Source organism: Chryseobacterium endalhagicum (genome assembly GCF_016745235.1).
GTDB lineage: Bacteria > Bacteroidota > Bacteroidia > Flavobacteriales > Weeksellaceae > Chryseobacterium > Chryseobacterium endalhagicum.
Genome location: NZ_JAELVM010000002.1, coordinates 909,991 through 934,869, shown reverse-complemented (window position 1 = coordinate 934,869; position 24,879 = coordinate 909,991). Strand labels below are relative to the sequence as shown.

Here is a 24,879-nt window from a genome sequence, read left to right as displayed (position 1 = left end):
TCTGTATGATTAATTAAAATGCAGATCATAAGCTCCTGCCACCTCGGTAGAAACTTCTCCGAGCCATCCTGCTTCCTGGTTAATTCCCGTGTACACCTTGATAAAATCGATGCCGGGAAGCTTTACATATTTCCCGCTTTTATCTACCGCCCACGAAATATCAATATTGGAAGCCTCATCGTTGTTCGGTGCATTATCTGCATAGCCGTAATCGTAAGACGTTCCCACCCAATAATTCCCCGTTCCGCTCTGGTCGTAAAAATTATCCTTCAATCTGGTTCCGGTCAGGCTGTAAGAAGCATTCTGGAGCCATAAAGGATAATAGCTTTGTGCATGGAAGGTGTTTTTAGTTTTAAATCCAGAATTCCCAAAATTATCCTGCCATTTGATGTACTCCACATCAGTCTGCCAAAACTCACTTCCGGGAACGGGGGGCTTATTTTCATTGGGTTTGAAGTATGTTATGCTGTAATTTTTAGTGGTTGAATTTTTAAAATATTCGCTGCCGGCAATTTCGTACCATTCATCTTCATCTGGTTTGCCGTTTTTATTTTTGTCGTAGCCTACCATGATAATTCCGGGCTCACAGGATCCGGTTCTGGCTGCATTGGCATTATTTCCCCAGAATGCATTCCCCAATATCTTGAAATCTCTTCCGTCAAGATTAGGAATGGTATGGTCAAATCCAAAAGAGACGTAACCTCCGAAACCTCCAAGCGTGATCATCGTGGAATTTCCTCCTACCAGTGATTCCTTTGCTCTCAGGAGCATATCCGCTTCCGTATTTCCGTTGACATATTCCGGAACCTCGTTGGTAAACTGTCCTACTGCCGGACGGAATTCAAAAACGTTGGTGATATATTTGCTGTAAGGCGCTGCCTCCTTATTGACAATGATTGTTGATTTGTAAATTTTCACCACTCCTTTTACTTCTACCTTTAAGGTCAAAGGATAGGTTTTGGCATTCGGGCTCACAAAATCCAGCTGTAATTGATCAGAGATAATAGAATCATTGATGCTCCAGGTCAACTGCCCCGCAATTTTCGGATCAATATTTAAAAGCTTAAGACGGTCAATCGTATAAGATTCCTTAAGAACTTCTGCCGGAAAAACCACTTCTTCTGCTCCATCTTCACTGTCACTTTTACAGGCTGCCGTTCCTAATAAAACTGAAGAGAAAAGGACGGTTTTTATAATATGTATTGTTTTTCTTTCCATTTCTTGTCTGATTATTTATATAAAAAAGTAAAATGAGCAGGGATATTTCCGCCTTCGGTTTTCCACTTGAATTTTCCGGCTTTATCAAAACAGTATACATATCCGGTGGTTACGTAATTTCTGGCATCCGTGATATAGATATCTTCTGTATAAGGGTTCACAGCAATTCCGTAAGGTGCTTTGATCTCATCAGCATACTGCTGGTCAATAATTTTAGTGGCAATCACCTGTTCTGTCTTTACATCAATAATCCCGAAGGTCTTGACGTATGAATGTGTATTGTAATTAAATTCATTGCCGTAGTAATACAGCTTGTCATTCACGATCGTCATTCCGCTTACGGCCACATGAAAGTCTTTTTTCACAGCTCCGGTCGCTGCATCTACGACAAAAAGACTTGACGGAATATTGTAATAATCTCCTCTGGAGCTCACATACAGATCTCCGTAATTATCTTTCTGAAGGCGGTGGAGATTAATCGCCACATCTATTTTCTTTGTCTGCGTAAAGCTGTTCAGGTCAACCACAGAAACCGTTTTGTCATAATTCGGGAACATATAGCCTCCGGAATTCGCTACAAAAAGCTGGTTTCCTATAATTTCCATCTCTTCCGGCTGATAGCCTACCACAGCCTGCCTTTCAATAGTAAGTGAAGTGGTATCAATTTCCACCACTTTTCCCGGCGGAGAATCAGGATTCAGTTCTACAGGTCCTGCATAGCTGCTTGCATATACTTTGTTTCCTTTAAAAGTCATATAGCGGCAGTTCTGAAGCTGTATGGTTTTGATGCGTTTTGCCGTTTTAGCATCCAGTACTTCAATTTTATTGGAAACATTAACGATCACGTACATTTTGCTTCCATAGATCATAATGTCGTTTCCTACGTCACCAAGCTCTTTGACCACATTCGGATTGATTTCTGCATAAATATTTCTGTGGTAAGTTCCGGTCGCATAATCGAAATAATCGAGCGTACATTTATTGCTGCCCATATTTCCTTCATTCAGAAGATAAAAACCTTTGATAGGCGTGTCTTCTCCTGTGCTCACCTCGTCTTTTTCCGAGGGTACTACATAATCATCTGTCCGGCATGAGAACAGAAAGAAAATGGTAAAAGCGAGCAGGCAAAAGTTGAGTTTTTTCATAATGTAAAGCTTACAATAAGTTTAAAATTTCTTCCGGGCATCGGATAATTCCTTACCACGTCGTAATGTTGATCCAGGAGGTTATTCACCTCAAAACTGGCCTTGAACTGGTGGGAATTCCAGTTGAATTTCTTCTGAACAGATAAATCATGGGTGTACCATGGCTGAAGATAATTGGCTCTGATATTGTTCAGCTGTGCATCATAGCGTTCTCCCGTGTACATAAAACTGTAATTGAAGCTCCAGTCTCTGTAATCCGCCATCATGGTAAAGGTCACGGCATGCCATGGCACATAAGGAATCTGATCGCCGTAATAATCCTCTTTTTTATCGGTATAATCTCCGGCTCTTTGATAGGTGTAGCTTACCAGAGGTTTCAGTTTAACTTTATTGATATCAAATTCAGCCTGTACATTCACGTCTGCACCAAAAATCTTCACGTCACCCAGATTCGTCATCATCCACCGGAATAAATTGGTGGTAGGAACCGCTACGATCTTATCTTCCACCTCATTATAATATCCGTCCACTTTCAGATAAATTCCTTTAAATACTTTGTGGTCATAAAGTTTCTGATACGTAAAACCCGCATCATACTGACTGGTGTATTCAGGCTTCAGCATAGTATTCCCGATCATGGTGTAATACAGATCATTGAAAGTCGGCATCCTGAAAACTCTTTTATAAAAAGCCCTGACGGTAAATTCTTTTGATTCGAAGGGCTGGTAGCTTAGAAACGCGGAAGGTGTCCACTCTGTTTTATCAGGAGATTTGGCATTTTTTTCTACATTTTCATGAACAAAAGTTCCGAGAACACTTCCCAGGAATTTGAACCTGTTCCATTGGTAAGTAGTGGCAAAAGCCAATAATGAAGTATAGCGGGTGGGAAAAGAAAAATCCCTCAGACTTGCATCAAGATTATTGTACTGAAAGTCAAAACTTGCACTTACATCCCAATTCGGGTTAATAGAATAAATATTGGATGATGAAAAATACAGCTCTCTCTGAACATAGGTATTATCTATGGGAAGAACGGTTGTCGCTACATTCACCGTATCTAAAAACCGGGAATAGTCATACGCAAATTTGGCTTTAACCTGGGTTTCCAATTTCGGGAAGAGCTTTTTCCTGAAAGAAGCCTGTACAAAGTAATTTTCATCCAGCATCTGCTGTCCTTTCGGGCCAAAATCATTATTCACAACTGCGGTAGGAATTCCCCGGTCGGAAATATATCCGTACCCGCGGACGCTCCAGCTTCCATCATTGATTGTTCCGTTAAGACTGGTTTCAAACCGTTTGGCGCGGATGTAGGAATCATATCTTCTGGCAATGGTATCATTCGCTACCGAGCCGTCGGAATTCTTCTTCTCGTATTTATACTTATACAAACCATCACTCTGTACAAATTCCGAGCTGAAAGTTGCTGAAACCTTATCTGAAATCTTCTGCTCCAGACGGAACGAAGGATTGAATAAACTGATGGAACCTAATTTCAGCCTCACCGCTATATTGGTTTTCTGACCTCCCTTAAAAACCGGAATTTTAGGCTGCAGATAAATAGAACCTGATGATCCGAAATCTCTTGCCGGCTGGAAAATTTCACTTTTCTGACCGTTGTAGATAGAGATCGCTTCAATATCATCGAGCGAGAACTTTCCAAGATCCACCACTCCGTTCTGAGCATTTCCAAGCTGAATTCCATCGTAAAATACGCCTACATGCTGGCTTCCCATACTCCGGATATTCACCGTTTTCAGCCCGCCCATACCACCGTAATCTTTGATCTGAACGCCTGAAAAGTACCGTAAAGCATCTGCTACCGACTGACTGTTAAGTCTTTCCAGCTGTTCTCCTGAAAGAATCTGGGCAGGAAGAATTTCTTTAAAATTTTTTCTGGAAATCTGAATGGGGAGAATTGTTGTCTCCGTAATGGTATCTCTGGATTGTGAGTATATAAATTGCGAGGCTATCACAAACAATATGACAACTCCTTTCTGAATGCGTGAAACTGTAAATTTTCCGACCATTAGCTCATTTAGAATAATGATGCCTGCTAATGGATATAGGTATAAGATAGCAACAACAAAGCACAGCTGATCCTGCACAAAGTTATTGTTGTCCTAAGCTTTATTCCACGAAAGCATCAAACGTTCATCCTCCGGCAGGTCTTCTGACTTACTCCATTTTTGAAATCCTTCCCATTAAAAAAAACAGTGGATATAATCTTCAAAAACTTTGATATGGAGCTTACAGCAGCGGGTCTGTTCCGGATTTTCACCGGATTCCCTTTTAAGTGCTTTTTACAGCGCACCAGATTTCGGCAAAGATAGAAAATTATTGACAGATGCAATACACGGCATAATAAATTAATTCTCAACACTATGAAAAGAGCAGGTTTGTTGATTGATATAGTAAAACTGGTGGCTTCGAGAACCTCAGCCACCAGTTTTTAGAAATTATAATTAAGAGTACAATATTTCTATTAATAATGAGCATTGAATAACCCATATTTGGTGGCTGAGGCTCCCGAAGCCACCAGTTCTTTAAATTCCAAAATTGAAAAAAATACTGAACCTTGATTTCGCTTCAATATCACCGCCCGCCAGATTGGAATAGGCCGGCAGCATCACTTCTCCACCCAGACTGAATTTTTTATAGGAAGCTTCAAAACCCAGCTTTCCGTACAAAGCACTTCCTGCTGTTCTGGGTAATGCTTCATCAAACTGCTTGTTTTCATTATATACTTCCCCCTGAAGTCCGGCTTTGGCAGAAAAAATTGTTTTTTCATTTCCTGCAATCTGATAAAATCCTGTTGCTGCGTAATTCCATTGGTTTCCAAAACGGTATTTCTTTTTGTTTTCCGTTTTTATGGTGTAGTCCGTATTGACCAGCACAGCCAGCTTATTCTTTTGAAATTTATAGTTAACGGCCGCCTGATAATCCCAGCTTCCCGTTCCCAACTGAAAACTGGGGTTGACACCGGAAACTCCTTTTTCATCAAACCTGCCCAGAGGAACTTTTACGCCCAAACCTCCGTTGAGCTGGTGAACACTATCTTTGGAACTGATCAGCCGGTAAATACCCATCAGGTTCAGATCTCCAATGCCATTGATATTGATATCTCCCTGCATAGTTTTCTTTTCATGAAAATGGAACGGCAGACTGGCGTATACACTCAGGTTCTTCGTCACCGGAATTTTTCCCCAGACCTGTAGGGTATTGAAATACTGGTCCTGGGTAAGGTCTTTGACAAACATATTTTCCCTGGCTTTATAATGCTGGGCAAAGTATTTAATGCCTATAAACTGGGGATTAAGCAAAGACTCAAAGCCGGAAGAACCGTTGCCTGCAGCACATCCGCATGCATCGCAGTCATCCAGAACCAGTCTGCTGATTTCATCTGCGATATAAATACTGTCGTTGATTGGTTTGGCCTGCCCTATTACTGATAAAGCCAGGCTGAGTATAAAAATTATCTTGTTCATGTTCTTCGTGATTCTCATTCTGCAAATTTTGGATTGGAAATAAAATTTTTATCGGACAGGGTTTTCAGAAAGGCAATGATCAACTGCTTTTCCTGAGTATTCATGGCTATTCCGATATGGCCGTTCTGTTTCAGTTGCGGATCCAGGTTCGGATTATCCTCAACGCTGTCTGAATAGAAATTCAGCACGGCTTCCAGCGTATAAAATCTTCCGTCGTGCATATAAGGTTTCGTATATTCCACATTTCTGAGACTCGGAACACGGAACTTCATCCAGTCCTTCTGATCCAGGGTTACCCGGTACCGTCCGGCATCTTTGAACTGGTCATTGTAATACATTCCCGTATTTCTGAAGCTTTCATCGGTAAACAATTCCCCACTGTGGCAGGCAGTACATTTCTGCTGGAAAAGAGCCATTCCCTGGGATTCTTCAGGAGTAAGATTTTCTTTTCCCTGTCTGAATCTGTCATATTTCGAATCTGCCGAGATCATGCTCACCATAAACTGCGAAAGGGCTTTTAATATCCTTTCTCCCGTAATATTCTCATCACCATAGGCCGCCATGAAAAGCTTTTTATATTTCTGGTCATCTTTTAATTTAGAAATCACTTCAGGCATTGAACTGTCCATTTCATTCACATCTGTAATCGGGATAATAGCCTGCTCGTTCAGGTTGTGAATAACGCCATCCCACATATACCGCTTCAAAAAAGCCATATTCTGAATAGGCGGCGCATTCCTGATTCCAATTCTGTCATCCACGCCATGGCTTACATTGTGACCATGATGGGTAAAAGCATTTTCCTGGATATGGCAGAACCCGCATGATATGGTATTGTTTCTGGATAATCTTCCTTCGTAAAATAGTTTCCTACCCAGTTCCACACCATTTTTGGTCACAGGATTTCCCGATGCATCGAAAGTCATTTCAGGGAAATAAGACGGAAATTCCAGACGATAGGCTTCGTCTTTTTCCAGAGGCTGGATCACCTCATCGGCACAGGAAATCCAGCTCAAAAAACTCATGACCACCAGTACTGTTTTTAAGAAAACCCTAATCATTGTGTACATGATCTACTTTAAACATCGCAGTAAGGTTATTGGTAACATCCACCAGATGCTGGCCTGATCCCATCATCATATTATTGGCAGTATCCAGAGTAAGGGCTTTGCTGCCGCTCAGAAACTGATTAAGATCTGCAAGAATGTGGATCGAAGGTCTTACCTGAGCTGTTACTCTGGCTGTAGTGGGAAGATTCAACGTAATTTCCCGGTAAAGATCCGGAGTATGATTGGCGGTCACATTGCCCATATTTCCGGTATGGTTCATAAATTCCGTATCAGCTGTTCCTGTTCCGTATTTCCCTTCCAGCTTTACAAAGACATATCCTGCGGCCCACGACCACGACATCCCTTTCTGTTTGGCTTTTGTCCAGAATTCTGCCTGCCCGTCCATCCCCAGCAGATATGCCTGCTGACTGATCCCGAGCCCGAATTTCACTTTTTTGTAATTGTTTTTCGGAATTCCGTTCAGATCAATATAAATGACTCCGGCCACCGCATCGGCCTGATCTATAATGAAAGCTCCTTTATCCGGATTATTTTCATTGTATTTGAATTCATTCCCGCTCTCGTCAATCAGGGTGATATTGCTGATCACGTATTTCAGGGTTGAGAATTTATGCTTCTGCCCTGCAGCAGAGGTTTGTACCGTTTGATTCAACACAATATTCCCCAGATTATTGAATCCGTTTTCAAATTTAATCTGAAGGTTTCCTGTTGCAGTATCCTGGGGATCGTCATCATCACTGTTCCGGCAGGATGATATGGTGAATAAAGTAATGGCAATAAAGAATAATGATAAAAATTTATAAATTTTCATGTTGATTTTTTAAGTTGAATTTTTAAAATAGAAATGCTTTTGAATGGATGAACATTCAGTTTTTTACCACAAAAGGCGCAAAAGTTTTGACACTTTAGTTATTGAAAATGTATTGAAAACGACACAGAGAAACCCCTTAAGCTTTGTTGAAAATTTTTGATTTCCATTAAAGTATAAAGCACTCAAATGCCGGGAAAACGTTTTTTGCTCCCTGTGGTTTTGTAAATGGTAAAAATCTGGCTTAAAAAACCGGTGGCTTGAAAATATATTTCAGAAACAGAAAAGAATAAGCTGTTTCATAGAGAAAACTAAAATCTGAAGAAAAGAATTTTTCTGCTTTCTGTACTACCGCAATCTCCGGAAGTGTACAGATATCAAGGACCTTTTGTCCTGAGTTTTTAGTTTTGTTTAAAGGCGAAGAATCAGAATCATTTGTCTTTGCAAGTTCTTTGCTTACATAGCATTTCCCGTTGCAGTGAAGCTCAGGCTTGCTTTTATTGACACAGAGTGTCGTGGAAATATAATCATAATTTACAGCATACTCCATCAATGGGATCAGAGGTCTGAACACCATATACAACGTGAGGAATATGCTGCAAATTAAATTCATCTGTTATTTTTTGGTTACCGCTTCATCATATCTTCTGCTTACCTCTTTCCAGTTAAGCACATTCCAGATCGCAGTCAGATAATCTGCTCTCTTGTTCTGGTATTTAAGATAATAGGCATGCTCCCATACATCAATTCCCAGGATCGGAGTTCCTTTTTCTTCCACTACATCCATCAATGGATTATCCTGATTGCCTGTTGATGAAACAAACAGTTTTCCGTTCTTATCCACAGAAAGCCACGCCCATCCGGAACCGAAACGGTCTGCACCGGCTTTGCTGATCTTTTCTTTGAACGCATCCATGCTTCCGAAAGTTTCATTGATCGCTTTTGCCAGTTTTTCAGATGGCTTTGTATCTTTCACAGGCGTAAGAACAGTCCAGAAAAGCTCGTGGTTGTAATGTCCGCCCGCATTATTTCTTACTGCCGGGGTAAGTTTGGACACCCCCGAAAGGATCTGAAACAGGCTCTGCTTCTCCTGTGGCGTTCCGGCAATGGCTTTATTCAAGTTGGCAACATAAGCTGCAGCGTGCTTTGAATAATGAATTTCCATAGTTTGTGCATCTACCGAACCTTCCAGCGCATTATAAGCATACGGAAGCGGAGTCTGCTTAAACTGCGCAAAAGCAAACTGTGCGGCAAATACGGCACTTAAAGCTGCAATTTTCAAAATCTTCATAACGTTTTGTTTTTATGGTTTAACAATATTTTTTTACTTATAGAAGGGAAGCAGGAGGATGGAAGCACGAAGACATTTCTGTCTGAAGATGACTATCCTTCATTGATACTTCTTCATCTCATCTTTTTAACCATCTGCATTCATGAATTCCATCGATCATTATCCCGTCATTAGCTTCTGCATAAAGACTCTTCTACTCCATGATCTCAATTTCATTTGTCTTTCAATCATTACATTAATGACCATCATCCATCATTATCCTCATCATTAACTTCCAGCTTCATTCTTCCATCTTCCTTTCCCTACTCTATTTCAATAATTTCTTAATATCCTCGATCAATATTTCTCTGTCCGGATGGTATTTCCCGTTCAGTTTGGGCGTTTTTCCTTCAGGGTCTTCATAATTCAATCCTGAATAATAAAGGATCGGCATATTGTCTTTATTATACCTGCACCGGATATTTCCTTCTTTATCCACAAGGGCAATCATTCCGCTGTGGTTAAGGCTTTCGCTGTCGTCTTCCTTATCCCCCACATAAATGTTGAACTGATCCGCCAGCTTTCCGATATAATCTCTGTCTCCGGTAAGAAAATGCCAGTCGGGAGATTTTGCACCTACACTTTTGGCATGCTCTTTCAAGGCAGCCGGAGTATCATTCTCCGGATCTATGCTTATTGAAATAATCCCGAATTCAGGGCTGTTCACCTGATCTTCAATAAATCTCATATTCCGGTTCATCACAGGACAAATCGTAGGGCATCTGCTGAAGAAAAATTCTACGAGATATACTTTTCCCAGCATATCTTTATTGGTGATTTTCTTATTATTCTGGTCGGTGAGTTCAAAATCAGGAACCTTCATCACGGTATACAGGTTCTTTTTAAAATACCCCATTCCTATCCCTATTCCCAGAAAAAGCAAGGCAAAAATCACAATCGGAATGATCACTTTTCTTTTTGCTCCGTTACCTGTCTTTTTATTTCTGGACATACTTTTCAGGATTTTTTTTGAATTCGTCTTTACAGTAGGTACTGCAAAAACCATACGTTTTATTTTTATACACCACGGTATCTTTCATATCATCTTCTGTTTTCATATGACAGATCGGGTCTTCTGCGTTGGCAAATTTCACTTTTGCTACATTGGACTTTGATGACGAAGTACTCTTTTTATGCTTTACTTTAGGGGTTTCCTGGGCACATGCGAATAATGAAACTGACAATAATGCCGTTAAAATAATTTTTGATTTCATTTTAATTTAAAATTGAAATTGATAATAGTATTGAACGAAAATGATGCGGTTTTTAAACTAAATTTAATATGAGCTGTGATTGTTTTAAACCTCAACTTCGCAAAACCTTCTTTATCCCGGAAACTTACAGAAGTATTCCCATTGGTCATAAAAGACAATTGTGCAGCAGTTAAAACAAACTAAAGATCTAGTTTAAAATAAAATTTACGATAAGGGAGGATGGAATATCCGTGAGAAATAGTCTGAAGTATGATCAAATAAATAATCTGAATCTGCAGACCGGGATTCCGGATCAAAAAACTGATGATCTGAAAATGCAAGCGTCTCATGAGAAAGAAATACATCCAGTACAGATATTTTGATGACCTGCGAATTGCCGGACTGTTTTTCCGTTTTTGCCAGCTCCTTGCTGACGTAACATTTCCCTTTACACGTTGACTGAGGTACATTTCTGTTCTCACAAAGGTTTTTTACAATATAATCATAGTTGACAGCATAATTCACCAATGGCAAAACAGGGCGTAATGCTATGGTAAAAATGATGAATATGGAAATAAAAAATCTCAATGATCAGTTCTGTGTTACAAATATACTACTCAATTTGTGTTTATGGATGATATTATGATGAATGTCATTATTATTTTTGGATTAGGGATTAGGGATTAGGGATTAGGGATTAGGGATTAGGGATTAGGGAAGATAAATTGTATTGTGGTGTAATGGCAATTTCTTCTCTTTATTTCGGATATTTTGTTCTACGGTGAAAACCTCATAGGTTTTAGAAACCTATGAGGTTGATTGTTATTCTTCTTAATGATTCAAAGCCTGATTTTTTCCCGCTGATTTCGCAGATCTTGCTGATTTTTTTACATAAAAAAACCTCATAGGTTTTGAAATCCTATAAGGTTGGATGTTTTTATTTTTAAAAGAATGATCTTAATGTTTTTATCGCAAAGGCGCAAGTTTTATTCTAAAAAAACGTTTTAAGGCGCAAGGATTTTATCGGAGATAAAATTTTATGCTGCTAATAATGGACTGCTATTTCCTGCATCCTAAAAATCTATCATCCGATATCCGCTACCTGCAACCCGCCACCTATTACCCATCTGCTCCTAACTAAACTTCATTCTCTGGATCCTCACTGCATTTAAAATGGCTAACAGCGCTACGCCTACATCCGCAAATACAGCTTCCCACATGGTGGCGAGACCTCCGGCTCCGAGTATCAGGACGACTGCTTTTACGGCAAAGGCTAAAATAATATTCTGCCATACGATCTTCTTGGTCTGTTTACCGATATTGATGGCCATTGGGATTTTGCTGGGTTTATCATCCTGAATAACGACATCTGCTGTTTCTATGGTAGCATCACTTCCAAGTCCGCCCATGGCAATTCCTACGTCGCTGAGGGCAACTACCGGAGCATCGTTTACGCCATCGCCTACAAAGGCTACGGTTTGGTTTTTCGCCTTGATTTCTTTTACTTTATTGACTTTATCTTCCGGCAAAAGGTCTCCAAAAGCACTGTCGATGCCCAGCTGATCAGCTACATATTTTACAACCGTTCCTTTATCCCCGCTTAGCATGGTTGCTTTTACGCCCATCCGGTGCAGATGATCAACCGTTTCTTTGGCATCCGCCTTTATGCTGTCTGCAATGGTGATATAACCTGCAAACTTTTTATCATAAGCTACTGCAATAAGCGTGTAGACAATATTGGCGTGGTTGATATCGTAGCTGATATTGAATTTATCCATCAGCTTGAAGTTCCCTACCAGAAGCTCTTTTCCATTCACTGTTGCTTTCAGGCCATGTCCTGCGATTTCCTCAACGTTTTCCAGCGGAATGGAATGATCAATCTCTCCTGCATAATTGTGAATGGCTGTAGCAACAGGGTGGGTACTTTTGCTTTCAAGGGCATTCACCAATTTCAGGATCTCTTCTTTATTGAAATCTTGCTTAATGCTTACTTCCTGTACTTTGAAAACGCCTTCTGTCATGGTTCCGGTTTTATCCATCACCACATTCTGAATTTCTGCAATACTGTCCAGGAAATTGCTTCCTTTAAACAGAATCCCGTTTCGGCTCGCAGCACCGATTCCTCCAAAATATCCCAACGGAATAGAGATCACCAATGCGCATGGACATGAAATCACCAGGAAGATCAACGCTCTGTACAGCCAGTCTCTGAAGACATAATCGTCTACAAAAAAGTAAGGCAGAAGACATATTCCTATGGCCAGAAAAACCACAATTGGGGTGTAGACCTTGGCAAATTTCCGGATGAAGAGTTCAGTCGGGGCTTTTTGTGCGGTGGCATTCTGTACCAGCTCCAATATCTTACTGAGCTTGCTGTCTTCATACGCCGTATTTACTTTTACAAGAGCTATGCTGTTCATATTGATCATTCCGGCCAGTACAGCTTCTCCTTTTTCTTTGGTGTCCGGTTTGCTTTCACCAGTCAGCGCAGCGGTATTGAATGAAGCTGATGCTGTGATCAGTTCACCATCCAGCGCCAGTTTTTCACCCGGCTTCAGCTGGATAATATCTCCTATTCCGGCTTCTTTTGCTTTAATGGTTTTAGGCTGGCTGCCTTCGATGATCGTTACCTCATCCGGACGCTGATCCAGCAATGCTTTGATGTTCCCTTTGGCTCTTGAAACAGCCATTCCCTGGAATACTTCTCCTACCGAATAGAACAGCATTACGGCAACCCCTTCCGGATATTCACCGATCACGAAGGCTCCTACAGTGGCAATTCCCATCAGGAAAAACTCGGAGAATACATCTCCCTGTCTGATGCTTTCAAAGGCTTCCTTTAAAACCGGAAAACCAACGGGAGCATAGGCTGCCAGGTACCATACTAAGCGTACCCAGCCTGTGAACCATTCTGTTTTGATATAATTATCCAATGCTATTCCTACCAGCAACAGCAGGAAAGATATAATGGCCGGGAGAAACATCTGAAATACAGTTTTGTCGCCGGTATCATGGGAGTGATCGTGTCCGTCTCCTTCGGAATGATCATGTTTGTGAGGTTCTTTATTTTTAGGTTTTGTGCTACAACATTCTTCCATAAGTACTATTTTTATGTAAAATTAGGGTTAAACCGAATGCAATGCTATTGCAAACTTTCCAGACAGTTTTCGCAGATTCCTTTTGCAAAAAGTCTTATTTCATCAATTCTGAAGCTGGTCTGAACGTTTTCCGGAAAGGAAATATCTTCTCTGCAGGTAGTCTGCCTGCATATTTTACAGTAAAAGTGCAGATGCCAGTCTTTATGGGTCTTTTCATCGCAGCCGTCATCGCATAATTTGTATTTTGTGGTGGTATTTTCCTGAATACTGTGGACAATTCCTTTTTCTTCAAAGGTTTTCAGGGTTCGGTAAATAGTTGTCCGGTCTGCATTGTCGAAATGGTTTTCCACTTCAGAAAGGGACAGCGCCGCATCCTGGGTACTCAAAAAATCATACACCAGGATCCTCATGCTGGTAGGCTTGGTGTTTTTATCAATAAGCTTATTTTCTATATCTTTTTTCATGAGTTGGATTGATTTTAAAGGTGTACTTCCTGTTCTTCGTAGCCTTCTTCTTCGATCTGAAAAGTGGTATGGCTGATCTTGAAACTGGAAGTGGTTACCTCTGTTAATATTTTTAGCAGCTGGTTCTGGGCAGTACCATTGTCTTTAACAATGTGTGCACTCATCGCATTTACACTGGATGTCAATGACCAGACATGAAGATCATGAACATTTTTCACGCCGGAAACCTTTTCCAGTGACTGGCGCAGCTGGTGAATATCTACGTCTTTCGGTGTTCCTTCCAGCAATACGTTCACGGCTTCTTTCAATAAGCGCCATGTTCTCGGGAATATTAAAAGCCCGATGGCTGCGGAAATAATTGGGTCTGCATAATACCAGCCGGTTGTGAGCATAATCACTCCGGCAATCATCACGCCAATGGAAGTCAGCATATCTGAAAGGACTTCAAAATAAGCACCTTTCATATTGAGGCTGCCATCTGAATCTTTCCGGAGAATCATCATTCCTACAATATTCACGACAAGTCCTATTCCGGCTACAATAAGCATGGTTTTGCTCTGAACAGCCGGAGGATCCTGAAAACGCTGATACGCTTCATAAAGCACATAAAGGGAAATCCCCAGCAATATAACAGCATTGATAACCGCGGCCAGTATTTCGGTGCGGTAATAGCCAAATGTTTTCCCGGGGTCTGCTTTCCGTTCTCCAATTTTTATAGCAATGAATGCTAAGAACAACCCAACGACATCGGTCAGCATATGGGCTGCATCGGCCAGCAGGGCCAGACTTTGGGTAACGATACCGCCAATGACTTCGGCGATCATATAGGTTCCGCTTAAACACAGCACGATAAGCAGATTCTTTTTGTGTCTGCTGGCTGGTGAAGCGGTTTGTATTTTGGTTTCGTTCATCATTTTTTAAATTTTGAATCTGTTACATTTCGTAGTATAAAGGATTTTCTTTTTTGGCAGGAACGTTCTGCTCTCCTGCCATCTGTCTGATATTAATCTCAATGGTCTGAGCCAATGAGGTGACTGGTGTATCTACCGGTCCGTTCTCAAAAGGATCCTGCATAATGATTGACGTTTTTTCTATGGCAAGAAACATCACCGGAACGAGGAAAGTAATGATAATCTCCACCGCAAGCTGAGCATCATCCAATCCAAACGGAAGTATGGCAGCAAAAACATAGATCAGGGTATGCAGCAATATGCTGTAGGACCTTGGAAAAACCGTATTTTTCAGTCTTTCACATTTCCCCATGCTGTCGCAGAGCCTGGTGATGATATCATTCAGCTGCATCTGCTGAAAATCCGTTAGTTCTCTTGAAGAAGCCGTTTCTCTGAGCTGTCCGGAATGGGCATCCAAAAGCGCATTCGGAATGTTTGCGGCTTTGATGTGATGCTCATCCAGATACTTTTGAACTTGATCTGAAAAAGGCTGCTTTCTAAGAGATTCACCGAGTGCATAGGTCCAGATGATCTGTCTTTCTGCAAAATCCTTTATGATCCTGTGATCTCCTGCAGGATAAAACTGGATCACCAACCTCATCAGGGTTCTGGAATCATTGACTATTGCTCCCCAGACGGTTCTAGCCTCCCACCATCTTTCGTAGGACTGGGAAGTCCGGAACGCAAGCAGCAATGATACGGCTGTTCCTAAAAGAGCCGGAATATTGAGAGGAAGGGATATTTTACGAAACCACGGGAGAAGGTCCAGCAGTCCGATGGCTACGGCAAATATGGCCATAAACACGATCTGGGATCTTATTTCACGAATGAAATACCAGATGGATATTTTCTTGTTTAGCAGCATAACTCAAATTTTTATTAAGTTTTATCTGTTATTTTCCAGATATGAGGTTCTTTTTTTAATGATTTTAAGTACGATATAAGTTACCATGGTCAAAAGACATCCAATCACAAAAAGTATATTGTAATGGGTGTGCCGCTTAATCAACTCTCCTACCAAATCAAAAACCATAAAAATTAAAAAAACAGCAAAAAGCCCATTTTTCTCCTTCCTGATTACCTTTTTTATACTGAATGACAGACTGCTTGTGGTAAACATCTCTAATTTAGGAATAAAAACCGGCACTTTATCTGCCCATTCTTTATAAACTGTTCCAAATTTTCTTTCGAGGAACTGTTCTTCGGCATACATAATCCTTTCATAATATATCCAGTAGAACAGCACAAAAGACATGATGAACCATATACTTTCCGTGAGCAGCGCGGGTCCCAGCCACATAAAGAAGTTCCCCAGATACAGCGGATGCCTTACCACGCTGTATATTCCTGTTGTGTTAAGGGTGTCTGCAACCTGTCCTTCTACTGTGTTTCTTCCTGAAGTGTTTTTCGGGGTATGTCCCACTGTATATATTCTGATTCCTAAGCCTGTAAGACTCACCAGCAGGCAAAAGAATTCATAGTAAACGGTACAGTCCGTGATCGTCTGCTGCAGATTCGTTTCAATAAAAACCACCAATCCCACGAACAAAATACCAACCGGCAGGATACTTCTGTACTTAAACAGCCAGTTTCCCTGTTTTTCAAGCTCTTCTTTTAAAGCCATATTCTGTTATTTTGTCCGGATTATTAATGTTCGTGTCCACCGGAGTTAACAAGCTTTGCATTCACGAAAAACGCTCCCTTCACTACTATTTTAGCACCGGCAGGAATTCCTTTTACAGGGGTAATTGCCGTGTATCCCATATCTGAAGTTCCTTTTATCACTTCTACCTTTTCAAAATTGATGGTCTTTTCTTCGTGCTTAGGGCCTTCTTCATTTTTTTTGCCATCCGCAGGAGCTTCCTCTTCTGCATGCTCTTCCTGCTTTTTATCCGTCTGAATGAAAACATAATATTTTCCGTCGGCTTCTACAATGGCTTCGTTCGGAACGGCGGGTGTGGTATTTTTATCCAGACTAACAATTCCGGTGATGTTCATTCCATCAATGAGGCCTGCTTTATTTCCGGTCACGGTACCATGCACAGAAATCGTTTTGCTTTCGTTCTCAAAGGAAGATCCTACACTGTAAACCATTGCATCATATTCTGTTTCGGGATTATTGGTCAGTTTGAAGTGAACAATCTGCCCGACTCTCATTTTTGGAAGATCTTTTTCAAAAACCTGCAGGTCCAGGTGAATGGAATTGTTATCAATAATTTCCGCCACCGGTGATGAAATATCTACATAGCTCCCGATCTGCGCTGAAATACTGCTGATGGTTCCGCTGATAGGTGCTGTAATGACAAGACCGGATCTCATATTGGAGTTATTTACTTTCCCGGGGCTTATTCCCATCATCTGAAGCTGTCTTAAAAGAGAGGCTCTGCGGGTTCTTAATGTCCGAAGTTCTGCATCTGAACTCTGAAGGTTTTTCTTTGCTCCTGCATCATTATCGAAAAGTTCTTTCTGTCTTCTGTATTCCTGTTCTGCATAGGTAATTCTACTGTTTGTTGTGAGATAATCTTCCTGCAGCTGGATAAACTCCGGGTTGGCAATGGTGGCAATTACCTGTCCTTTTTTCACGATGCTTCCGATCTGAACGGTAAGGGTTTTGATAATCCCGCCGTAGAGGGAAGTGACTGTGGCTTTATTGTTATTCGGAACACTCAGAATTCCGTTTGCTTTGATGGTAGAGGTAAGTTCTTTCATTTCCACCGGTCCCAGAGAGATCCCCACAGATTTTATCTGTTCCTCCGTTAATGAAGCAATGGTTTGAGGACCCTCTTCATGAGTGTTTTCGTCCAGTTCAGTTTTCACTTCGGCTTTTTGTGCGGTGGCTTCTTTCTTTCCACAGCTTATGATCAACAGGGCCGTGAGTGTAAGATATATGATATTTTGCTTTATTTTCATGTTATTTATTGATGATTGAATTAATGGTAACTACAGATTGGTTGACCTGCTGGATAGATTCTAAATATTTCAGCTGGATATTGGTGGCAGTCTGCAGGGCAAAAAGATATTCTACATAGGATATTTCTCCTGTTTTGTAGCCCAGCTGTGCTGCTTTTACAATTTTTTCAGCATTGGGAATGGCCTGTCCTACATAATAATCGTACTGCTGGATATCCTGGTTATACTGTCCAAAAGCATTTTCCAATTGTGCTGAAAGCTGTTTCTGCTGCATTTTTGCACTGGTTTCTGCGGCCTGCTTTTCATATTCCAGAGATTTCATTCTTGCTTTTGTAGCTCCGAATGTCAGAGGAATGGCAACACCTACCGAGAAAGAATTGAACCTGTCCCCTGCGTTATAAAATTTCTCCTGTCCGTTTTTGGTATGGAAACCGATCAGTGACTGGCTTGTGAGCCCAAGACTGAATTCCGGAAGTCCCTGGGATTTTTCCACATTCTTATTCTTTTCTGCGATCTCCATCTCATGATAGAAAGCTTTTACCGTAGGATTATTGGCCACGGAGGTACTGTCCAGAATATTTTCTGTTTTCAAAGGTTCGTAATCACTTTTAAACGGAACTTCAAAATCTTCGGAAGTATTCAGTAAGGTCTTTAAATTTTTATAGGCATTGCTTAAATAGACTTCATTCTGGTTCAGCAGCAGGCTGATCTCGCCTTTCTGGGTTTCTGCTGTATTAATTTCAATCTTCTTGATGTCACCCGCTTTAAATCTTACCGTTGCAATTCTGATAAAATCCTGATACAGGCTGTCCAGCTCTTTCAGTTTGGATTTATTGTACTGAAGGTATTCTATCTGATAATAATAGGTACGGACCTGTCTGGTAAGTTCATTGGCAGAAACTTCTTTATCAATCTGGCGGGTTTTGATATTTTCGGCAATCAATTCCCGCCTTGCTTTAAAAAGTGTCGGGAAAGGGATGCTCTGCGAAAGGGAAAATGACTGGTCAAACTTCGGGCTGTTGTACTGCCCCAGCTGCGCTTCAAAATTCAGCTTGGGAAGTTCTTTTGCCGTTCCTTTGAGGGCTTCTGCTGATTTTATATTCAAATCTTTTGATTTTAAAACCAGATTATTTTCCGCTGCCATTTCTACTGCCTGATCTACAGAAATCTGCCGGGTCTGGGCCTTAAATGTCTGTCCGAACATCAGAAATCCAAGAACAATAACCGTAGTGATGGGTTTGATCTTATTCATCTTTCGTGGAATCTTTGTATTAAAAATGATATAAAGCATCGGCAGAACAAACAAGGTAAGGAAGGTAGCAGTGATCAATCCTCCGATCACAACGGTTGCCAATGGCTTCTGTACTTCTGCTCCGGCTCCTGTGGAAATCGCCATCGGTAAGAACCCTAATGAAGCGACTGTTGCCGTCATCAATACGGGTCTTAATCTGGTTTTTGTTCCTTCATATACTCTTTTCAGGACATCCGTTTCGCCGTCTTTTTCCAATTGATTAAAAGTTCCGATCAAAACAATCCCGTTGAGCACCGCCACTCCGAAAAGGGCAATAAACCCGATTCCGGCACTGATACTGAACGGCATATCTCTTAACAGCAAGGCGAAAACGCCTCCAATGGCACTCATCGGAATAGCTGTAAAGATCAACGCTGCCTGCTTGAATGAATGGAAGGTGAAATATAAAAGCAAAAAGATCAGGAACAGGGACACCGGAACCGCGATCATCAGACGCTTGCTGGCTTCCTGAAGATTTTCAAACTGTCCGCCATAGGTGAAGTAATACCCCGAAGGTAATTTGATCTGTTTGTCCAGTTTAGCCTGAATATCCTGTACCACGCTTTGTACATCACGGTCTTTTACATTAAAACCGATTACAATCCTTCTTTTTCCTTGTTCACGGCTGATCTGTGCCGGTCCTAATTTATAGCTTACATTGGCCACCTGGGAAAGCGGAATCTGTGCTCCCGTGGCTGTTGCAATCATTAAATTATTCACATCATCAATATTGGTTCTGTGAAGACTGTCGAGACGGACTACAAGATCGAAACGTCTTTCATTTTCAAAAACCTGTCCGGTTGCTTTTCCTGCAAAGGCTGTACTTACGGCATTATTCACATCTTCTATATTTAATCCGTAATTGGCCATTCTTGTTCTGTCGTACTCTACGTTGATCTGCGGCAGGCCGCTTACTCTTTCAATCTGAGGTGCAGTGGCTCCGTCTACCGTCTGAATAATTTTCCCCACCTTGTCTGCATAGATAGACAATGAATCGAGGTTTTCTCCAAAGATTTTAACGGCTACATCCTGTCTGATCCCGGTCATCAGCTCATTGAAACGCATCTGGATCGGCTGGTTCTTTTCAAAAAACACACCAGGGATAGTTTCTAATTTCTCACTGATCTCATCCGCCAGTTCAGTGTACGATTTTTTTGATTTCCATTCGCTTTGCGGTTTCAGCACCACAATCAGGTCGGTGGCTTCAGGCGGCATCGGATCGGTAGGAACCTCAGCGGAACCGGTTTTCCCGACCACCATTTTCACCTCATCAAAACTTTTGATAATTCTGGAAGCCTGCATGGAGGTTTCTATACTCTGGCTGAGTGAACTTCCCTGTGGCAGAATACAGTGGAAAGCATAATCCCCTTCCTGCAGCTGCGGAATAAATTCACCGCCCATTTTACTGAAAATGAAGGCACTGACGGCAAAAACTAAAATGGTTACCGATACAATGATATATTTTACTTTAACCGCTTTCTGCAATAATGGCTGATAGATCTTCTGAAGGAAATTCATCATTTTATCTGAGAAAGTCTCTTTGTGCGAGATCTTTTTAGACAAAAACAAGGCACTCATCATCGGAATATAGGTCAGGGAAAGGATTAAAGCGCCCAGAATGGCAAACCCTACAGTTTTAGCCATTGGTGTAAACATTTTCCCTTCTACTCCGGCTAATGTCAGAATTGGTATATAAACGATCAGGATAATAATTTCCCCGAACGCTGCACTGCTTCTGATCTTTGATGCCGAAAGAAAGACTTCCTCATCCATTTCGCTCTGTGTAAGGGTCCGCAAGGATTTTCTTACTCCCAGATGATGTAAAGTGGCTTCTACAATGATGACGGCTCCATCCACAATCAATCCGAAATCTATGGCTCCAAGGCTCATCAGATTGGCACTTACCCCGAAGACATTCATCATTCCCAAAGCAAAAAGAAGTGACAATGGAATAGCGGATGCCACGATAAGGCCTGCTCTGAGGTTTCCAAGAAATACAACAAGCACGAAAATAACGATCAGTGCTCCTTCTATCAGGTTTTTTTCTACTGTATTGATGGCTCTTCCTACGAGATCGGTCCTGTCCAGAAACGGTTCTATTACCACATCATCGGGAAGAGATTTCTGAATGGTAGGAATTTTAGCTTTGATGCTATTTACGACATCGTTACTGTTGGCTCCTTTTAGCATCATGACCACTCCTCCAACAGCATCTACTTTTCCGTTATACGTCAAAGCTCCATAACGCACCGCGCTTCCAAAACGGACATCTGCCACGTCTTTTATAAATATCGGAACACTTCCGGTCTCATTTTTCACGGAAATATTTTTGATATCCTCCAGTGAAGTAACGAAACCTATCCCTCGGATAAAATAAGCATTCGGCTTTTTGTCGATATATGCTCCTCCAGTGTTCTGGTTATTTTTTTCCAGGGCTGTAAAAATATCCGAGATGCTTACGCCCATTGCTTTAAGACGGTCCGGATTTACACCTACTTCATATTGTTTCAATTCGCCTCCGAAGCTGTTGATCTCTGCCACGCCCGGTGTTCCGTTCAACTGTCTGCGGACAATCCAGTCCTGCATGGTGCGGAGTTCTTTGGCTGAATATTTCTTTTCGCTGCCTTTTTTGGGATGGAGGATGTACTGGTATACTTCTCCCAAACCAGTACTTACGGGTGCCAGCTCGGGTGTTCCTACTCCTTTTGGAATTTCTTCTACTGCCAGTTTCAGCTGTTCGTTGATGAGCTGTCTGGCAAAATATACATCTACATTTTCTTTGAACACTACTGTGATCACGGAAAGCCCGAACCTGGAAATACTTCTGGTTTCCTGGATATCCGGAACATTGGCAATACTCTGTTCTATAGGGAAAGTAACAAGCTGCTCCACCTCCTGCCCCGCCAGTGTGGGACATGCGGTGATGATCTGCACCTGATTGTTGGTAATATCAGGTACGGCATCTATGGGAAGCCTGGTAGCGCTCCATACTCCCCAGATGATCAAAAGCAGGGTCATAATACCTACAACCACCTTGTTTTTGATACTGAATTTTATGATTTTATCTAACACGATCTGTATTTAATTTTTATTGGTAATCAATGCATACGGCGATAATGCCGTTGCAAAAATATCACGAAGACCTCTGCAATGGTATTGCAAAGTTCAAATGAATAGAAAGCTTAACTTTCTAATAATCAATAAAAATTAAATTTTAGGGGGCTGCCAGATATGATCGTACATCTGGTAAGCGAAATTGTTTTTCTGAAAAAGAATTTTCTTTGAAAAATAGGCCTGAACGTGGTTCGGGATTTCCAGTAAGGGATCCATTTTGAAAGAAGACACAGTCATCTGACAGCAGCTGCAGGTACAGAGCGGTGAACAGATATCACCCTGATCTTTTGAATGGGATTCCTGAATATTGAACGACAGTTTGATATCTGCCTTTCCTGAAGAACGGTGCACATCTTCACAGGGCATCAGTGACAATGCCATGAAATAGAATGCAAGTATCCATCTTAACAGGTTCATATTGACAAAGGTAAAGTTTTTTTCTAAAATGGAAAGCGTATAAAGCTCAATTAATATATTCTTTACATTCTATCAGTTTTTCAGGTATGCGATACTTTTTTTATATTTTTGGGAATCAAGAATATCAAAGAGAAGGTATTAATTCCTTTAAAAAAAGTAAAAATAGAAGTGAGAAGATTACTTATCTGTGCCCTGTCATCCATACTATTTTCCTGTACGCAAAAAGAGCAGCTGGAAGGCAGAGATATTTCATCTACTGATTTTACCAGATTTGTTTCAACAGCTAAGGGTATTGTGGTATACGAAAGCATCAGCTATACTGAAAAATCCAAAACAGACACTTTTAAGATCCGGTTTTCTGACCAAGACTGGGATATTCTGGCAAAAAGCTTTGACAAAAATCAGATCTATACCCTGAATGACGATTCAGATATCGGCGAGAGAAACAATTCAATATCTCAGCCTAAAACTTTCAGAATTAGAACCAATAAAAGGATTCTATCCATACACTACAATTATTTCATCGGTGAAAAGGAGAAAATAAACGAAGACAAAAGTAAAAGAATGATGAGGTTTATGCGGACGTTTGATTCTTTGGTGTATTATAAAAAAAGGAAGTAAAAGCCGGAAGGTTTTGCAAATAAAAAACAGGATAATACGTGAATATTATTTGTTTAAGCCCTGCCTTTTATACTTTATATTTTAAGCTGAAGAACACAATTTAATTAATTAACTTCTAATTATCCTGTACAAATCCTTAATATATATGAGCATAAATAATTTATATCAATATCTATTTTATTTAAACTTAATAAAATCTATTTTTGCAAAAAAACATCATCACAAAGTGAAAAAACATCCAGCTTAACCAACTCATTTCAACACTTATAAACTTTCTCTAAAGTCAAAGCATTTTTGCCATATGATTGCTTATAAATTATCAGAGCCTAGTTTTATTTTTTCTGATAAGTAAGCCTGAAACTAATAATGAGAAGATGCATATTAAATCCTAAACTGATTTATTATGAAACTACAAACAATTTAAACAAAAAAATTATATCATATTATGAAAAAAAACTTAACAATTATTGGATCATTTATATTTGGAACGCTCTTTTCTCAAGACATTCCTTTTGACAAATTATATGGAAATGGAGATCCTGTTAATTACCACATCACCCATTATGCTGTATCAGGTTCAGATGGATTGGATATTAATTGGTATGGTGGTATCAGGCTTCAAACTACTGCGGGTATATTGCAATTATTACGCAATGGAAATGTAGGAATAGGAACCCATGATCCTGTTTGGAAACTTGATGTAAATGGTGATTCCAGATTTAGAGATATTATCAGTGGTGGCAGTAATTCATGGGTATTTCACACTCCCGACGATAATAGAAAATCATTATATATCGCCCCAAGAAATTCGGCCGACACAAACTGGGAATGGGACAAATCATTTTTAATCAATGGGGAAAATGGAAATGCTTTGCTAAATGGAAAATTTGAAGCAAAAGAAGTAAAAGTAACTCTTACCCCAACGGCCGATTTTGTTTTTGATGAGAATTATACCCTTCCAAAACTTGAAGATGTGGAAAAACATATCAAAGAAAAAAAACACCTTCCTGAAATTGCTTCAGCAGATATAATGAAAAAAGAAGGAGTCAATATCGGGCAATTTCAAATCAAACTTTTACAGAAGATAGAAGAGCTTACCCTGTATTCTATTGAGCAGAATAAAAAATTAAAAACACAATCTGAAAAGCTGGAAAAACTTGAGCAACAGGTAGAAAAGCTTCTCTCTGAAAAAAAATAAAACACTCATGAAAAAAAAATTACTTTCGATCTTTTCCTTATTGATCGGCTTCTTCGGTTTCTCCCAAACTGAAGTATATTTTAAATATGACGAAGCCGGAAACCAAAGATACAGAGGTCCAAATGCGGCAGGAAAAACAGCTCCTACTGAAACCGCAAAAAAAGAAACTGCAACCGTAGCTTCTCTGCAACAGCCAGTTGCAATGGATGAAAAAACTTTCTGGAAGCAGATCAGGCTTTATCCTGTACCTGTCAATGATGTTCTTACCATCGACTGGACTGAAGAAGCAGACCAACTTATAGAATCAGTTTCACTATATCAGCACAGCACCGTACACTGGAAATTCCAGCAACAGAATATTCCAGGGCTGAACCGTCAACTGAAGATTAATATGACCGGTTATGACTGGGGCGTTTACATTTTGCGTTTTACGCTGAAAGACGGAAGAGTCTTTGGTAGAAATGTTACAAAAAGATAGAAATCAGAGAATTTAAAGATTAAAGCATTGAAAGATTGAAAAAGAGGGTATTCTTCTTTAATCTTTCGATCACTCAATACTATACAAAT

Annotated in this window: 22 protein-coding genes and 1 riboswitch; of the genes, 3 read left to right on the top strand and 19 right to left on the bottom strand. The window is 40.5% G+C overall.

Annotated elements, in window-relative coordinates; genetic code table 11:
- Nucleotides 1-9: 9 nt before the first annotated feature.
- From JET18_RS14455 to JET18_RS14365, 19 genes are all read right to left on the bottom strand, one after another.
- On the bottom strand, nt 10-1,218 hold the full coding sequence (locus tag JET18_RS14455; protein WP_202092187.1) for a cell surface protein: 1,209 nt from the start codon (nt 1,216-1,218) through the stop codon (nt 10-12).
- Between the two features lie 11 nt (nt 1,219-1,229).
- A complete protein-coding gene (locus tag JET18_RS14450) occupies nt 1,230-2,363 on the bottom strand; it encodes a YncE family protein (protein ID WP_202092186.1) in 1,134 nt (377 codons plus the stop codon).
- Nucleotides 2,360-4,390 (bottom strand): TonB-dependent receptor plug domain-containing protein, encoded by a 2,031-nt coding sequence (locus JET18_RS14445; protein ID WP_202092185.1) that lies wholly within the window; start codon nt 4,388-4,390, stop codon nt 2,360-2,362. Before JET18_RS14445 ends, JET18_RS14450 begins: the two co-directional genes overlap by 4 nt.
- Before the next feature lie 116 nt (nt 4,391-4,506).
- Nucleotides 4,507-4,693, bottom strand: a riboswitch (cobalamin riboswitch).
- A 213-nt stretch (nt 4,694-4,906) separates the two neighbouring features.
- Nucleotides 4,907-5,848 carry a transporter gene (locus JET18_RS14440; protein WP_202092184.1) on the bottom strand — a complete coding sequence of 314 codons (942 nt, stop codon included), beginning with the start codon at nt 5,846-5,848 and terminating at the stop codon, nt 4,907-4,909.
- A 14-nt stretch (nt 5,849-5,862) separates the two neighbouring features.
- Nucleotides 5,863-6,909: a cytochrome-c peroxidase gene (locus JET18_RS14435; protein ID WP_202092582.1), complete on the bottom strand. Its 1,047-nt coding sequence runs from the start codon at nt 6,907-6,909 to the stop codon at nt 5,863-5,865.
- Nucleotides 6,902-7,729 carry an MbnP family protein gene (locus JET18_RS14430; protein ID WP_202092183.1) on the bottom strand — a complete coding sequence of 276 codons (828 nt, stop codon included), beginning with the start codon at nt 7,727-7,729 and terminating at the stop codon, nt 6,902-6,904. The genes JET18_RS14435 and JET18_RS14430 overlap by 8 nt, the downstream gene beginning before the upstream one ends.
- 241 nt (nt 7,730-7,970) lie before the next feature.
- The gene (locus tag JET18_RS14425; protein ID WP_202092181.1) at nt 7,971-8,339 is read right to left on the bottom strand and encodes a hypothetical protein; all 369 of its coding nucleotides are present in this window, start codon (nt 8,337-8,339) and stop codon (nt 7,971-7,973) included.
- A 3-nt stretch (nt 8,340-8,342) separates the two neighbouring features.
- Nucleotides 8,343-9,017 carry a superoxide dismutase gene (locus tag JET18_RS14420; protein WP_202092179.1) on the bottom strand — a complete coding sequence of 225 codons (675 nt, stop codon included), beginning with the start codon at nt 9,015-9,017 and terminating at the stop codon, nt 8,343-8,345.
- 307 nt (nt 9,018-9,324) lie between these two features.
- Nucleotides 9,325-10,008 carry an SCO family protein gene (locus JET18_RS14415; protein WP_202092177.1) on the bottom strand — a complete coding sequence of 228 codons (684 nt, stop codon included), beginning with the start codon at nt 10,006-10,008 and terminating at the stop codon, nt 9,325-9,327.
- Nucleotides 9,995-10,270, bottom strand: a complete 276-nt coding sequence (locus tag JET18_RS14410; RefSeq protein ID WP_202092175.1) for a YHS domain-containing protein — start codon at nt 10,268-10,270, stop codon at nt 9,995-9,997. The genes JET18_RS14415 and JET18_RS14410 overlap by 14 nt, the downstream gene beginning before the upstream one ends.
- A 204-nt stretch (nt 10,271-10,474) precedes the next feature.
- Nucleotides 10,475-10,837: a hypothetical protein gene (locus tag JET18_RS14405; protein ID WP_202092174.1), complete on the bottom strand. Its 363-nt coding sequence runs from the start codon at nt 10,835-10,837 to the stop codon at nt 10,475-10,477.
- 545 nt (nt 10,838-11,382) lie between these two features.
- On the bottom strand, nt 11,383-13,347 hold the full coding sequence (locus tag JET18_RS14400) for a heavy metal translocating P-type ATPase (protein WP_202092173.1): 1,965 nt from the start codon (nt 13,345-13,347) through the stop codon (nt 11,383-11,385).
- 44 nt (nt 13,348-13,391) lie between these two features.
- On the bottom strand, nt 13,392-13,811 hold the full coding sequence (locus JET18_RS14395; protein WP_202092172.1) for a Fur family transcriptional regulator: 420 nt from the start codon (nt 13,809-13,811) through the stop codon (nt 13,392-13,394).
- A gap of 14 nt (nt 13,812-13,825) precedes the next feature.
- Nucleotides 13,826-14,722: a cation diffusion facilitator family transporter gene (locus JET18_RS14390; protein WP_202092580.1), complete on the bottom strand. Its 897-nt coding sequence runs from the start codon at nt 14,720-14,722 to the stop codon at nt 13,826-13,828.
- Nucleotides 14,723-14,744: 22 nt separating this feature from the next.
- Nucleotides 14,745-15,626 (bottom strand): bestrophin family protein, encoded by an 882-nt coding sequence (locus JET18_RS14385; protein ID WP_202092171.1) that lies wholly within the window; start codon nt 15,624-15,626, stop codon nt 14,745-14,747.
- A 21-nt stretch (nt 15,627-15,647) separates the two neighbouring features.
- The gene (locus JET18_RS14380) at nt 15,648-16,385 is read right to left on the bottom strand and encodes a methyltransferase family protein (protein WP_202092169.1); all 738 of its coding nucleotides are present in this window, start codon (nt 16,383-16,385) and stop codon (nt 15,648-15,650) included.
- A gap of 23 nt (nt 16,386-16,408) precedes the next feature.
- Nucleotides 16,409-17,671 carry an efflux RND transporter periplasmic adaptor subunit gene (locus tag JET18_RS14375; RefSeq protein ID WP_202092167.1) on the bottom strand — a complete coding sequence of 421 codons (1,263 nt, stop codon included), beginning with the start codon at nt 17,669-17,671 and terminating at the stop codon, nt 16,409-16,411.
- Between the two features lies 1 nt (nt 17,672).
- A complete protein-coding gene (locus tag JET18_RS14370) occupies nt 17,673-22,034 on the bottom strand; it encodes a CusA/CzcA family heavy metal efflux RND transporter (RefSeq protein WP_202092164.1) in 4,362 nt (1,453 codons plus the stop codon).
- Between the two features lie 135 nt (nt 22,035-22,169).
- A complete protein-coding gene (locus JET18_RS14365; RefSeq protein WP_202092162.1) occupies nt 22,170-22,493 on the bottom strand; it encodes a DUF6660 family protein in 324 nt (107 codons plus the stop codon).
- 168 nt (nt 22,494-22,661) lie between these two features.
- Between JET18_RS14365 and JET18_RS14360 the strand changes: the two genes are divergently transcribed.
- The 3 genes from JET18_RS14360 to JET18_RS14350 all read left to right on the top strand — a co-directional run bounded on the left by JET18_RS14360 (nt 22,662) and on the right by JET18_RS14350 (nt 24,790).
- The gene (locus tag JET18_RS14360) at nt 22,662-23,114 is read left to right on the top strand and encodes a hypothetical protein (protein WP_202092160.1); all 453 of its coding nucleotides are present in this window, start codon (nt 22,662-22,664) and stop codon (nt 23,112-23,114) included.
- A 445-nt stretch (nt 23,115-23,559) separates the two neighbouring features.
- The gene (locus tag JET18_RS21890) at nt 23,560-24,312 is read left to right on the top strand and encodes a hypothetical protein (RefSeq protein WP_228728554.1); all 753 of its coding nucleotides are present in this window, start codon (nt 23,560-23,562) and stop codon (nt 24,310-24,312) included.
- 7 nt (nt 24,313-24,319) lie between these two features.
- Nucleotides 24,320-24,790 carry a hypothetical protein gene (locus JET18_RS14350; protein WP_202092158.1) on the top strand — a complete coding sequence of 157 codons (471 nt, stop codon included), beginning with the start codon at nt 24,320-24,322 and terminating at the stop codon, nt 24,788-24,790.
- The last annotated feature ends 89 nt before the right edge of the window (nt 24,791-24,879 follow it).